Origin of the sequence: Curtobacterium sp. PhB142, from assembly GCF_004341255.1 — a bacterium.
Lineage (GTDB): Bacteria > Actinomycetota > Actinomycetes > Actinomycetales > Microbacteriaceae > Curtobacterium.
The window spans coordinates 526,675-540,297 of sequence record NZ_SLUT01000001.1 but is presented as its reverse complement, the minus strand read 5'-3'; the positions used below and the strand labels follow the sequence as shown (position 1 = coordinate 540,297).

The 13,623-nt window shown below is 68.2% G+C and carries 11 protein-coding genes; 4 read left to right on the top strand and 7 right to left on the bottom strand.

What is annotated here, in order from left to right; genetic code table 11:
- Positions 1–502: 502 nt before the first annotated feature.
- The 6 genes from dnaB to EDF31_RS02600 form a co-directional block, all read right to left on the bottom strand.
- Positions 503–1,867, bottom strand: coding sequence for a replicative DNA helicase (dnaB, locus tag EDF31_RS02625; protein WP_111083664.1), 1,365 nt, complete (start codon positions 1,865–1,867; stop codon positions 503–505).
- A gap of 649 nt (positions 1,868–2,516) precedes the next feature.
- On the bottom strand, positions 2,517–2,969 hold the full coding sequence (gene rplI / locus EDF31_RS02620) for a 50S ribosomal protein L9 (RefSeq protein WP_111083665.1): 453 nt from the start codon (positions 2,967–2,969) through the stop codon (positions 2,517–2,519).
- Positions 2,970–2,983: 14 nt separating this feature from the next.
- The gene (gene rpsR, locus EDF31_RS02615) at positions 2,984–3,241 is read right to left on the bottom strand and encodes a 30S ribosomal protein S18 (protein WP_017887834.1); all 258 of its coding nucleotides are present in this window, start codon (positions 3,239–3,241) and stop codon (positions 2,984–2,986) included.
- A 50-nt stretch (positions 3,242–3,291) separates the two neighbouring features.
- Positions 3,292–3,879 carry a single-stranded DNA-binding protein gene (locus EDF31_RS02610; RefSeq protein ID WP_123311310.1) on the bottom strand — a complete coding sequence of 196 codons (588 nt, stop codon included), beginning with the start codon at positions 3,877–3,879 and terminating at the stop codon, positions 3,292–3,294.
- Between the two features lie 3 nt (positions 3,880–3,882).
- Complete coding sequence (gene rpsF, locus EDF31_RS02605; RefSeq protein WP_131845082.1) at positions 3,883–4,260, bottom strand: 30S ribosomal protein S6; 378 nt, start codon at positions 4,258–4,260, stop codon at positions 3,883–3,885.
- Positions 4,261–4,419: 159 nt separating this feature from the next.
- A complete protein-coding gene (locus EDF31_RS02600) occupies positions 4,420–5,856 on the bottom strand; it encodes a CCA tRNA nucleotidyltransferase (protein ID WP_123937113.1) in 1,437 nt (478 codons plus the stop codon).
- Positions 5,857–5,966: 110 nt separating this feature from the next.
- On the opposite strand from EDF31_RS02600, the gene EDF31_RS20235 reads away from it, so the two are divergent.
- The 3 genes from EDF31_RS20235 (at position 5,967) to trxA (ending at position 11,564) form a co-directional block, all read left to right on the top strand.
- A complete protein-coding gene (locus EDF31_RS20235; protein ID WP_243649813.1) occupies positions 5,967–10,091 on the top strand; it encodes a DUF6049 family protein in 4,125 nt (1,374 codons plus the stop codon).
- Positions 10,092–10,174: 83 nt separating this feature from the next.
- Positions 10,175–11,161: a thioredoxin-disulfide reductase gene (gene trxB / locus EDF31_RS02590; RefSeq protein WP_131845081.1), complete on the top strand. Its 987-nt coding sequence runs from the start codon at positions 10,175–10,177 to the stop codon at positions 11,159–11,161.
- 76 nt (positions 11,162–11,237) lie between these two features.
- Positions 11,238–11,564 carry a thioredoxin gene (gene trxA / locus EDF31_RS02585; RefSeq protein WP_017887828.1) on the top strand — a complete coding sequence of 109 codons (327 nt, stop codon included), beginning with the start codon at positions 11,238–11,240 and terminating at the stop codon, positions 11,562–11,564.
- Positions 11,565–11,673: 109 nt separating this feature from the next.
- On the opposite strand, the gene EDF31_RS02580 is transcribed toward trxA, so the two are convergent.
- Positions 11,674–12,018: a hypothetical protein gene (locus EDF31_RS02580; protein WP_123937114.1), complete on the bottom strand. Its 345-nt coding sequence runs from the start codon at positions 12,016–12,018 to the stop codon at positions 11,674–11,676.
- A 268-nt stretch (positions 12,019–12,286) separates the two neighbouring features.
- Here EDF31_RS02580 and EDF31_RS02575 point away from each other — a divergent pair, with 268 nt between their 5' ends.
- Positions 12,287–13,591 (top strand): PLP-dependent aminotransferase family protein, encoded by a 1,305-nt coding sequence (locus EDF31_RS02575; protein WP_131845080.1) that lies wholly within the window; start codon positions 12,287–12,289, stop codon positions 13,589–13,591.
- Positions 13,592–13,623: the final 32 nt, after the last annotated feature.

Genomic DNA, 13,623 nt, shown 5'->3' with positions numbered 1-13,623 from the left:
AGATTGCGAGAAGCTTCGAACGCTTCGGGGTACCCCCTCCACGAACCTGGCCATCCTTCGGAGATGCACACTCCGCCCGGAAGGCGGACACAATGTCGACACCACCCCGCACCGTCCCGCTCATCAGCATCGCGGTCGCCGCCATGGTATTCGCGCACGTCGGTCTCGTCGTCGCGATGTCCGTGTTGTCGCCTCAGCCGTGACCCCTACTTCGCGCAGTGCGCGCGGCAGGTGCTCGGCCTGCTGCTGGCCAATCCACCGAAGTTGACGGGCTGAGCCTGGTGACCCGCGCCCTCGGTGAGCGTGCGGGTCATCAGCTCATCGCGGTGCGCTGGCGCCACCCGCCGCCACTGAGGTCGGGGCCGTCGGCGCCGTCGCGTCCCAGTGCCTCGTCATGTCTCCTGCCGTCGAAGCGTCGCCTGCGCATACAAACTGTCGCTCCGCCACAAGGCGACACTTTGCGCGCTCAGGCGACACTTTGAGGCTGCGCGCACAACCCGCCCTACTGCGGCATGTCCACGAACCGCGAGAACATCCCGTGGAACGCCACGGTGATCGTGTCCGTCGGTCCATTACGGTGCTTCGCCACGATCAGGTCGGCCTCACCCTGCCGCGGGTTGTCCTTCTCGTACGCCGACTCGCGGTGCAGCAGGATGACCATGTCGGCGTCCTGCTCGATCGACCCGGACTCACGCAGGTCGGAGATCGCTGGCTTCTTGTCGGCACGCTGCTCGGGACCACGGTTCAGCTGGGACAGCGCGATGACGGGGACCTGGAGCTCCTTCGCCATCAGCTTGAGCGCACGCGAGAACTCGGAGACCTCTTGCTGGCGGCTCTCGACCTTCTTGCCCGAGGTCATCAGCTGCAGGTAGTCGATGACGACGAGCTTGAGGTTGTGCTGCTGCTTGAGTCGACGGCACTTGGCGCGGATCTCGACCAGCGTCATGTTGGGGGAGTCGTCGATGAAGAACGGCGCGTCGTTGATGCGCCCGCGGGTCTGCGCGATGGTGGTCCAGTCGCGGGAGTCGACGGTGCCCTTGCGCATGTTCTGCAGCGGCACGCTGGTCTCGGCGGACAGCAGACGCATGGCGATCTCGGCGCGACCCATCTCGAGCGAGAAGAAGGCGGCGGTCTGGTCGTGCTTGATCGCCGCGGCGCGGCACAGGTCGAGCGCGAGCGTGGACTTACCGAGGGCGGGTCGTGCGGCGACGATGATGAGCTGGCCGGGGTGGAAGCCGTTCGTCAGGCCGTCGAGCTGCGCGAAACCGGTCGGCACGCCGGTCATCTGGCCGTCACGCCCCTTGGCGGCCTCGATCTCGTCGAGGGCGGCGGAGATGGCGTCGGTCAGGGGGACGTAGTCCTCGGTCTGCACGCCACCAGCGACGTTGTAGACCTCGGCCTGCGCGCTGTTGACGAGGTCGGTGACCTCGCCTTCGGAGGCGTAGCCCATCTGCACGATGCGGGTACCGGCGTCGACGAGGCGACGGAGCACGGCCTTCTCGGCGACGATCCCGGCGTAGTACCCCGCGTTGGCCGCGGTCGGCACCATGCTCGTCACGCTGTGCAGGTACTCGGCGCCGCCACCGCGGGAGAGCAGACCGGTCTTGGTCAGCTCGTCGGTGACCGCGATGACGTCGGTGGGCTCGCCGTGCGAGTAGAGCGACAGGATTGCGTCGAAGATGACCTCGTGCTTCGGGACGTAGAAGTCCACGCCACGAGCGGTCTCGATGACGTCGGCGACGGCGTCCTTCGACAGGAGCATGCCGCCGATGGTCGACTGTTCGGCCAACAGGTCGTGCGGCGGGGTGCGTTCCATGCCGCGCTCCGCGTACTCCTGCGGTGCGGGCTCAAGATGCGCGATCGACACACTTTCTCCTCTGTTGAACGACGCAGGGCTGGACACGGTGGTCCGACACCTGCAACGACTTTCTACCCCCAGCGACTGACATCCCCGAGTCGCTGGGCCAAGCTACGGCCGCAGAGTTATCCCCAACAAACGGCCCTGTGGATAACTCTGTGGAGGGATTGCGGAACACGCCGGAATGCTGTGTGGAGAACTGTGGACGAGCCTGTGGAAACATGGCCATGGGAACACACTTTCGACCACCTGACCGGGGGTTTTCATGTTCACACGGTGTGTGGAAAAGTGGGGTTCAAGTACGCCTTGAAGGTTCCGATTTGACACGTTTCTGCTGTGTAAAACGACTTGACAAGCACCCCTCCTGTGGGAAGTGTTCTCGGGCCGTTCCCAGCAAGCCGGGCCGTGCCTGAGAGGTAACCGGCCAGCCAAGCCGAACCCGCCCGTGCAAGCCGAGCCGGGCCTCCCGGCCGTTCTGGACGACCGTGCGTTGATGGTGAGCAGAAGATGTCGAGTGGGGGATCGGGACCCGACCTTTTCTGCTCACCAAGTGAACCCCGCACGCCCCGCGCCCCGCGCCCCGCCCCACACCCCACCAACGCAACGACGGGCGGGCCTCCCGGAGGAGACCCGCCCGTCGTGGAGCGGAACGTCAGTGCTACTTGGCAGCGACGACCTTGAGCGAGATCACGGCAGTGATGTCCTCGCGCAGACGCACGGTGGCCTCGTGGTCACCGACGGTCTTGATGGTCGCGGGGACCTCGACCTTGCGCTTGTCGAGCGAGCCGACGCCCTGCGCCTGGACGGCGTCAGCGACGTCGCCCGGACGGACGGAGCCGAACAGACGACCGTCCTTCCCGGCCTTGACCGCCAGGGAGATGGTCGCGTTCTCGAGCTTCATCTTGAGGTCCTGTGCCTCTTCGATGGTGGCGAGCTCACGCGCGGTGCGCGCGGCACGGATCGACTCGACCTGCTTCTCGCCGCCCTTGGACCACGCGACAGCGAAGCCCTGGGGGATGAGGTAGTTGCGGGCGTAGCCGTTCTTGACGTCGACGACGTCACCAGCGGAACCGAGGCCGGAGACCTCGTGGGTGAGGATGAGCTTCGACATGTGTCGACCTCCGATCAGCGGCCGGAGCCGGCGTAGGGGAGGAGCGCCATCTCACGGGCGTTCTTCACGGCACGGGCGATGAGGCGCTGCTCCTGGACGGAGACGCCGGTGATGCGACGGGCGCGGATCTTTCCACGCTCCGAGATGAACTTGCGAAGGGTCGCAACGTCCTTGTAGTCGATGACGCCGACCTTGATCGACTTCGCGGGAGCGGCGTTCTTGCCGCCCTTGCCGCGAGGCTTCCGGCGGTCGCCGGTGCTCTTTCCAGCCATAGTGATTTGTCCTTAGAAGAAAAGTTGTGTGTCCGTCGGAACCAGGAGGATCAGAACGGGGTCTCGTCGTCGAAGTTGCCGCCGGGGGTGCTCCACACGTCGTTCGACTGTGCGTTGCCGCCGCCCTGCTGGCCACCCTGCGGGGACCACGGCTCGTCCGACTGGCCGCCAGCGGAGGCGTTGCCGCCACCGTTGTTGTTCCAGCCGCCATTGCCGCCGCCCTGCTGACCGCCGCCGTTGCCTCCGCCGACCTGGCCACGACCGCCGCCGCCACCCGCTGCGCGGGTGATCTGTGCGGTCGCGTACCGGAGCGACGGGCCGATCTCGTCGACCTCGAGCTCGATGCTCGTGCGCTGCTGACCCTCACGGTCCTGGTAGGAACGCTGACGCAGACGACCCTGCGCGATGACGCGCGAGCCCTTCGTCAGCGACCCCGCCACGTGCTCGGCGAACTCCCGCCACACACTCGCCCGGAGGAACAGCGCGTCGCCGTCCTTCCACTCGTTCGCCTGACGGTCGAACGTGCGAGGCGTGGAGGCGATGGTGAAGTTCGCCACTGCGAGCCCGTTCTGCGTGTACCGCAGCTCGGGGTCCGCGGTGAGGTTGCCCACCACCGTGATGACGGTTTCGCCGGCCACGGGTTACTCGGCGGTCGCGGTTGCGGAGGCGTTGGCAGCCTTGCGGGCTGCGCGTGCCTCGTCGCGCTGCTTCTGGGCGGCGACCTGCGCGATGCCCTCTTCGGCGCGGAGGACCTTCGTGCGGAGCACGGCCTCGGAGAGACCGAGCTGACGGTCGAGCTCCTTGGCGGCCTCGGGCGAGGACGTGAAGTCGACGACGGCGTAGATGCCCTCGGACTTCTTGGCGATCTCGTAAGCGAGCCGGCGACGGCCCCAGACGTCCACGTTGTCGACGGTGCCACCGTCGTTGCGGATGACAGCGAGGAACTTGTCCAGGCTGGGAGCGACGGTGCGCTCATCGATCTCGGGGTCGAGGATCGCCATCAGTTCGTACTGGTGCATGCGGAACCCACCTCCTCTGGTCTCAGCGGCCCCGGGCAGTTCCCGGGGCAGGAGGGTTGATGCATGTGCCACGGCACGCAGACACGCGCCGGGCAACCTGCACAGACTACCCGACGGCCTGGAGGCGCGCCACCGGTCTGTGGAGAACCGTCGCGTCCGTCAGGCGGTCGCGTCCCGAGCGGCCCACCAGTCGCGCAGGCGCGCCTCGGCAGCGTCGGCGCCGAGCGGCCCGTCGTCCATCCGCGCCTCGAGCAGGAAGCGGTAGGCCTCGCCCACGGCACGCCCCGGCGGGATGTCGAGGATCCGCATGATGTCGTCGCCGGTCAGGTCGGGCCGGATCGAGTCCAGCTCCTCTTGGTCGGCCAGGACGCGGATCCGCTCCTCGAGGTCGTCGTACGCGAACGCCAGGCGATCGGCCTTGCGACGGTTCCGCGTGGTGACGTCCGAGCGGGTGAGCTCGTGCAGCCGTTCGAGCTGCGGGCCGGCGTCGCGGACGTAGCGCCGGACGGCCGAGTCGGTCCAGGCACCGTCGGTGTACCCGAAGAACCGCAGGTGCAGCTCGATCAGGCGGGACACCGCGGCGATGGTGTCGTTGTCGAAGCGCAGGGCCCGGAGCCGCTTCTTCGCGAGCTTCGAGCCGACCAGGTCGTGGTGGTGGAAGCTGACGGCGCCGCCCGGCTCGAGCTTGCGGGTGGCGGGCTTGCCGATGTCGTGCAGCAGCGCCGCGAGCCGCAGCACGGTGTCCGGGGGGTCGCCCGCGTGCCGCTCGGCCTCGTAGCCGATCGCCTGTTCGAGCACGGTCAGGGAGTGCTCGTAGACGTCCTTGTGGTGGTGGTGCTCGTCGATCTCGAGCTGCATCTCGGGCAGCTCGGGCAGGAACCGCTGCGCCAGCCCGGTGTCCACGAGCAGGCGGATGCCCGGCACGGGGTCGCCCGTGCCGAGCAGCTTGACGAGTTCGTCGCGCACCCGCTCGGCGGACACGATGTCGATGGAGTCGACGAGGTCCTGCATGGCGGCACGGACGTCGTCGTCGACGGTGAACCCGAGCTGCGAGGTGAACCGCGCAGCCCGCATCATCCGGAGCGGGTCGTCGCGGAACGACACCACGGCGGCCTGCGGGGTGCGGAGTCGTGCGGCCAGCAGGTCCTCGACGCCGCCGTGCACGTCGACGAGCTCCCGAGCGGGCAGCCGGAGCGCCATCGCGTTGACGGTGAAGTCGCGGCGGAGCAGGTCGTCCTCGATGGTGTCGCCGAACGCGACCTCGGGCTTGCGGGTCTCGCCGTCGTACACGTCGCTGCGGTAGGTGGTGATCTCGACCTGTTCGCCGCGGACCAGAGCGGCGATCGTGCCGAACTGCCGCCCGACGTCCCACGTGGTGCTCGCGATCGGCTCCACGATCGCCAGGATCTCGTCCGGACGCGCACTCGTCGTGAAGTCGAGGTCGGTGACGGGACGACCGAGGAAGGCGTCCCGCACGGGTCCACCGACCAGGGCCAGCTCGTGTCCGGCGTCGGCGAAGGCCCGAGCGAGGAGGTCGACGGGCTCGGTGGTGGCGAGTGCGTCGAGTCGTTCGACGGCCTGGGCAACGGACTGCATGACGGTGCTCATCCTCCCAGATCGAGGCCCCGAGTTCTCCACAACCCCGCGCGCACGGGACCTGTTCATGGTCACGCCTCATACACTCGTGCTCGGCCCGAACCGACCCCGTGGCCCGCTTCCGTATGCACATCCTCCGCACCACGCTCGCCGCAGCCGCGTCGACCCTCGTCGCGCTCGGCCTGGTCGTCGCGCCCGTCAGCGCCCCGCACGCCGATGCTGCGACGGTGTCGTCGGCCAAGACCCACCTCGCCGATCCGGCTGCTGCCGATGCGGGCAAGGCCACGATCTCGGTCGCCCCCGCGCACCGTGGGATCGTCCAGCGCGACCAGGACCTCACCCTCTCGGTGACCGTCACGAACGACACCGACGCCGCGCTGCCCGCCGGCACCGCGGAGTTCGACATCTTCCGCTCCGTGAGCACGCGGGACGTCCTCGCCGACTGGCTCGCCGACACCACCACGACCGGTTACCTCGGCGCCCCGATGGACTCCGTGGACATCCCGGAGGTCCCGGCGCACCGATCGGTCACCATCGACTCGGTCGAGATCGTCTCGGGCAACGTGGCACTCGGCGGGTACTCCTCGTTCGGTGCGCGGCGCATCGCGGCGGAGTACACGGCCGGTGAGACCTTCGCCGTCGCCCGCTCCGCGATCACCTGGTACCCGGACTTCGAGCAGGTGCCGGTCAGCGTCTCCGTCGCGATGCCGGTGACGGTCCCGAAGTCCACGGACGGCATCCTCAGCGCGGCCGTCCTCGCCGCCGCGACCTCGGTGGACGGCACCCTCACCCAGCAGCTCGACGCCGCCGAGGACCACAACGTCGCCGTCGCGGTCGACCCCCGCATCATCGCCTCGATCCGGATCCTCGGCGAGAACGCGCCGTCCGCGGCGACCGCGTGGCTCCAGCGCCTCGAGTCCCTGCGCAACGAGACCTTCGCGTTGTCCTACGCCGACGCCGACGTCACCGGGCTGCGCCAAGCCGGGTCGGACGGCATCCTCGCCCCGATCTCGCTCGACCAGTCCGTGAAGACCGAGAACTTCCCCGGCGCCGAGACCCCCGCACCGACCCCGACCGCGACGCCCGGGCAGACGACGACCCCGAGCAGCACCGCGTCCCCGAGCGACGACGCCACCACCGACGCCGGCTCGGGCGAGACCGCGGAGACGCTGCCGACGACCGAGCAGCTGCTGGACTTCCCGTACTCGATGGACTCCATCGCGTGGCCGGCGGACGGCACCGTGACCGCGGCCGACCTCACGGCACTGCAGCGGGCCGACAAGGACACCACCATCGTGTCGAGCGGGAACACCTCCGCCGGCGCGAACGCCACGGTCTCGGCGTCGGAGAAGATCGGCGACGACCACGTCCTCGTGTCGGACCAGTCGATGTCGTCCCTGCTGCGCGACGCCGCGACCGCACCGGACCGCCAGAGCTGGTCGTCGGCGATGTCCGAGCTCACGGCGACGCTCGCCACCTCGGCGCGCGACGGCACCGCCACGGGGCCGATCTTGCTGACCCTCGGTCGCGACTGGCCCTCGGACTCCACACGCCTCAGCCAGACCCTCGACGCCCTCGAGAGCACCGCCTGGGTGGCACCGGCCGACCTCTCCACGGCGTCGGACGCCACGGCGGGGTCGCTCACGCTCAACAGTGCGTCCACCGGGGCCGACCGCATCGCACAACTCAAGCGCCTCGTGCAGGGCGAACAGGGGCTCTCCGCGTTCGCCACCATCCTCGACACCCCCGCTGAACTGACGGCTCCCGCACGCCTCCGGCTGCTCGCCATCGCCTCGAACGCGTGGCGCGGGGACGACGACGGGCTCCAGGCCGCGGTCGACGTCCGCACAGCGGCCTGGGCGAAGCAGACCACCGAGGTCGGGATCGTCGACTCGAGCAGCCTGACCCTGCTCGGCGACCGGTCCTCGCTGCCGGTGTCCATCCGCAACAGCTCGGACTACCCGGTGACGGTGCACCTGGCCGTCCAGCCGTCGAACTCCGCCCTCCGGATCGTCCGCAACGACATCGTCGTCGAGATCCAACCGGACTCCTCGACCCGAGCGACCGTCCCCGTGCAGTCCGTCGCGAACGGCAAGGTCGAGCTGACGATGTCCCTGTCGAGCCCGACCGGCGTCGCCATCGCGCAGCCGGCCACCGTCGAACTCAACGTCCAGGCGCAGTGGGAGACGGTCATCACCGCCGCCGCAGCGGTCGCCCTGATCGCGATCTTCGGCTTCGGGATCTTCCGCAGCATCCGGAAGCGCATCCGTCGTCGCAACGGCGAACTCGACGACGAGGACGACGACGACCCCAACCGCCCGCTCGCCGTGCAGCCGGGTGCGCCCGGCGCGGCTGCTCCGTCCGCGGGATCGGTCGCCGGACCGGGAGGCCCGGATCACCGCGCCGAGGCGCCCACCGCGTTCGCCGTGGCCGGCTCCGGAACGGCCGCTGTCGCGGCTCCTGGTGGCGACCGCCTGCAGGACGCGATCGCCCGTGCCGGGGCCGAGCCGGGCCTCCCGTCCGACGCCCGTACCAGCCGCGTCGCGGACGCCCGCGACCCCGAGGAGCCGACCATCAGCGCCACCCAGCCCCAGCCCGACGTCGACGCGGAACCGGTCGCGGAGCGAAGCCTGGGGCGTGCGAGTGCGATGCTCGCGGCGGGGACGATGGTGAGCCGGATCCTCGGCTTCGCGAAGACCTTCGTGCTCGCGTACGCCATCGGGCAGAACAAGAGCCCCTCGGCGAACGCGTTCGCCGTCGCGAACCAGCTGCCGAACAACATCTACGCGCTCATCGCGGGTGGCCTGCTGTCGGCCGTGCTCATCCCGCAGATCGTCCGCGCCATGAAGAACGGCACGGACGGCGGACAGGCGTACGTCAACAAGATCGTGACGCTCGGCGGGTCGGTCTTCATCGTCATCACGATCGTCGCGACGGCACTGGCGCCGCTCCTGGTCCGCCTGTACACGACGTCCTCGGACACCCGGAGTCCCGCTGCGACCGACCTCGCCATCGCCTTCGCGTTCTGGTGCCTGCCGCAGATCCTGTTCTACGCGATGTACTCGCTGCTCGGTGAGGTCCTCAACGCCAAGCAGGTGTTCGGTCCGTTCACCTGGGCACCGCTGCTCAACAACGTCATCGCGATCGCCGGGCTCGTGGTGTTCATCGCCCTGTACGGCACGAGCGGCAGCGCCCTCGACGATTGGACGCCGGCGAAGATCGCGCTCCTCGCCGGCAGCGCCTCGTTCGGTGTGTTCGCCCAGGCGGCGTTCCTCCCGCTGTTCTGGCGGCGAGCAGGGCTGTCCTTCCGGCCGGACTTCCGGTGGCGCGGCGTCGGCCTGAAGTCGACGGGAACCGCTGCCGGCTGGCTCTTCGCGATGATCCTGGTGACCCAGGTCGCCGGCATCGTGCAGTCCGCGGTCGCGTGGAAGGGTCAGGGCGACGGACCCGGCAACGCGGTGCTCGGCAACGCGTGGCTCATCTTCATGCTGCCGCACTCGATCATCACGGTCTCCATCGCGACGGCATACTTCACCCGGATGAGCCACGATGCTGCACGCGGCGACCTGGCATCAGTCCGACGGAACCTGTCGCTGTCCCTGCGCATCGTCGGACTCTTCACGGTCTTCGCGTCCGTGGCGCTGGTCGTCGTCGCGGTGCCGTTCGGCCGGCTCTACGAGGGCACGTTCGAGAGCGCCCTGCAGGTCGGTGCCGTCCTGGTCGCCTACATGCCGGGCCTGGTGCTGTTCAGCATGTTGTTCATCATCCAGCGCGTGTTCTGGGCCATGCACGACCACCGGACCCCGTTCCTGATGCAGTGCATCCAGTCCGTCCTGTTCGTCATCGGTGCCCTCGCGGTGTCGACGTTCCCGACCTCCGTGATCGGCATCGGTGTGGCCGCGTGCACGACGCTCGCCGGCACCGCGCAGACGATCGTCGCCCTCGTCCTGGTGCGTCGGAAGCTCGGCAGCATCGAGGGACCGGTCGTGACCCGCTCGCACGTGCAGTTCATCATCGCGGCCTTGATCGCCGGCGTCGTCGGCCTGCTGGTCGTCAACTTCTTCGGCGCGTTCTCCGCAGCCGGGTTCGCGATGTCCGACCGCACCGGGGCACTCATCACCATCGTCCTGACCGGCGCCGTCATGGTCCTCGTGTACTTCGGGGCGCTCGTCGTCGCCAAGAACGGCGAGATCAAGAACGCCGTCGGCATGGTGAAGAGCAAGCTCGGTCGCTGACCGCACGCTTCCCGGACGTCGCGGAATGCCGCGCCGGTACCATGTGTTGACCCGGTCAGCACGCAACGGAAGGGCAGTCAGGCATGCGCCAGCTCATCATCATCGGTTCCGGTCCGGCCGGGTTCACCGCCGGCATCTACGCCGCGCGCGCAGAGCTCAAGCCGCTCATCGTCGCGTCCAGCGTCGAGACGGGCGGGGAACTCACCAAGACGACCGAGGTCGAGAACTTCCCGGGCTTCCCCGAGGGGATCCAGGGCCCCGACCTCATGATCAAGATGCAGGAACAGGCCGAGAAGTTCGGCGCTGAGGTCCTGTACGACGACGCCGTCTCCGTCGACCTCACCGGCGACGTGAAGAAGGTCACCGTCGGCTCCGGCGAGACGTACGAAGCCCTCGCGGTCATCTACGCGACCGGTTCGGCGTACCGCCACCTCGGGATCGCCGACGAAGAGCGCCTCTCGGGCCACGGTGTCTCGTGGTGCGCGACCTGCGACGGCTTCTTCTTCCGGCAGAAGAACATCGCCGTGGTCGGCGGTGGCGACTCCGCGATGGAAGAAGCGACGTTCCTCACCCGTTTTGCCGACAAGGTGACCGTGATCCACCGCAAGGACACCCTCCGCGCGTCGAAGATCATGCAGGACCGTGCTCACAACGACCCGAAGATCGAGTTCGCGTGGAACAAGGAGGTCATCGGCATCCAGGGTGACTCCGCAGTGACCGGCGTGACCCTCAAGGACACCGTGGACGGCACCGAGAGCGAACTCGCCCTCGACGGCCTGTTCATCGCGATCGGCAACGACCCCCGCGTGCACCTCGTGCACGGTCAGCTCGAGCTCGCTCCCGAGGGCACCATCGCCGTCGAGGGCCGCACGTCCAAGGCCGTCGGCGTCCCCGGGGTCTTCGTCGCGGGCGACGTGCTCGACCACACCTACCGCCAGGCCATCACGGCCGCCGGTTCCGGTGCCGTCGCCGCGCTCGACGCCGAGAAGTACCTCGCCGACCTCGAGGACACGCTGACCGACGCTGCTGCGAGCGAGACCCCGGTCGAGCCGGTCACCATCTCCGCCTGACCCGTACGGCCCCCGGAATGCCGGGGGCCCGTCCGCGGTTCCACACCCAGTACCGACTTCTCACGAAAGGACACCCATGTCCAACGCAAAGGCTGTCACCGACGCCACCTTCTCGGACGAGGTCCTCAAGTCCGACAAGACGATCCTCGTCGACTTCTGGGCCGAGTGGTGCGGCCCGTGTCGCGCTGTCTCGCCGATCCTCGACCAGATCGCCGAAGAGCACGCCGGCAAGATCGAGATCGTGAAGCTCAACGTGGACGACAACCCCCAGTCGGCCATGAACTACCAGATCACCTCGATCCCGGCGATGAAGGTCTTCAAGGGCGGCGAGGTCGTCAAGACCGTCATCGGCGCCAAGCCGAAGCCCGCGCTCGAGGCCGACCTCGCCGAGTTCCTCGCGTAGGTCGCACCCGCACCACGAACGCCCCGCCCTCCATTGCATCGGAGGGCGGGGCGCCTTCTTGTTCAGGACCGTTCGGCCGTCGAAGTGCGCTGGTGGCGCGACCTCCCCGTCAGCAGGACACCCAACCGAAGCCGTAACTCGTCGTCGCGTTTCGCATGCTGGTCTTCGCTCCCGGATTCAAAGTCACACAGCTGCCGTTCTGATCCCAACCGATCAGACCAACGACGTTGTGAATCCTCATGGCGACACGCTTCTTGGAGGTGAAGCAGTTCTGAATGGTTGATGTGCCCCCGTTGATCCCGCTGTTGGAGAACTTGATGGCCTGGGGCGAGTTACAGGGCCCCAGTTGAGCACGCGGGTCGCCGGGCGAGGCTTGCGCAGCTGTTCCTCCGAGGAAGAACGTACTGGCCACGGCCGTCGCCACGAAGATCGAGAATGACTTGCTGAACCTCATTGTCTGTCTGCCTTCCGATGCACCTGGGCTGGATTGCGTCAGCCCCCGCTGAGACCATCGCGGTCTCGAATCGACGGTAGTGTTCACACTCTAAATTTCACGTTTGATGTTATAAGTTCGTTACGGGACTATTGGACGGAGCGATGCAAATCTCTCTGTGCAGGGCGTTCGCATGCCACCCGTTGCGGATCGGCCCCCACCGCGCAGCCCGGGCTTCCGGGGTCGATGTCGTAGTGTGGCGGGAATGTCTCACTGATCGGAGCACGGTATGACGAACGGCAACAGCCTCGACCCCTGGTACGACTCCTACGCCCAGCGCACCGCCGGGCTGAGCGCCTCCGAGGTCCGAGCCCTGTTCGCCGTCGCCTCGCGCCCCGAGGTGGTCTCGCTGGCCGGCGGCATGCCGTTCGTCTCGGCGCTGCCGAGAGAGCTCGTCACGGGCTCCCTGGACCGCGTCATGAACGAGCACGCGGCCATGGCCCTGCAGTACGGCGGCGGACAGGGTCTGCGGTCCCTCCGCGAGCACATCGTGGACGTCATGAGCCTCGAGGGCATCCGTGCCAGTGCCGAGGACGTCGTCGTGACGACGGGCTCGCAGCACGCGCTCGACCTCGTCACGCGGCTCTTCATCGATCCGGGCGACGTCGTCCTCGCCGAGTCCCCGTCCTACGTCGGCGCGATCGGTGTGTTCCGGTCGTACCAGGCCGAGACCGTCCACGTGACGACCGACGAGCTCGGTCTGGTGCCCGAGGCGCTGCGTGAGGCGATCGCGAACCTCCGCACGCAGGGCAAGCGGATCAAGTTCCTCTACACGATCCCCAACTTCCACAACCCGGCCGGCGTCACCATGAGCCGGGAGCGCCGCATCGAGGTGCTCGACATCTGCCGGTCGAACAACATCCTGGTGCTCGAGGACAACCCCTACGGACTCCTCTGGTTCGACGAGCCGGCACCGCAGGCGATCCGTTCCATCGACGAAGAGGGCGTCGTGTACCTGGGGTCCTTCTCGAAGACCCTCGCACCCGGTTTCCGGGTCGGCTGGGCGCTCGCACCGCACGCCATCCGCGAGAAGCTCGTGCTCGCCAACGAGTCCGCCGTCCTCGCCCCGAACTCCTTCGGGCAGTACGTCGTGAACGCCTACCTGGACGCCGCGGACTGGAAGGGTCAGGTCGACACCTTCCGGGGCATCTACGCAGAGCGCCGCGACGCCATGCTGTCCGCCCTGGGAGAGTTCCTGCCGGACCTGTCCTGGACGAAGCCGAACGGTGGCTTCTTCGTCTGGCTGACGCTCCCCGAGTCCCTCGACTCGAAGGGCATGCTGCCGCGCGCCGTGAAGGAACTCGTCGCCTACACGCCGGGGACGGCCTTCTACGCTGACGGTCGTGGCGGCGGGCACATCCGCCTGTCGTTCTGCTACCCGACCCCCGAGCAGATCCGCGTCGGCGTGAAGCGGCTCGCCAACGTCGTCAACGACGAGCTTGAGCTGCTCGAGACGTTCGGTCCGACGACTCGGCCGAACAGCGTCGTCCGCGAGACGTCCTCGGTCAGCGCTCCGCCGCCGAACATCTCCTGATCAGCATTTTTCCGCGGTGTGTGGCCCACCAG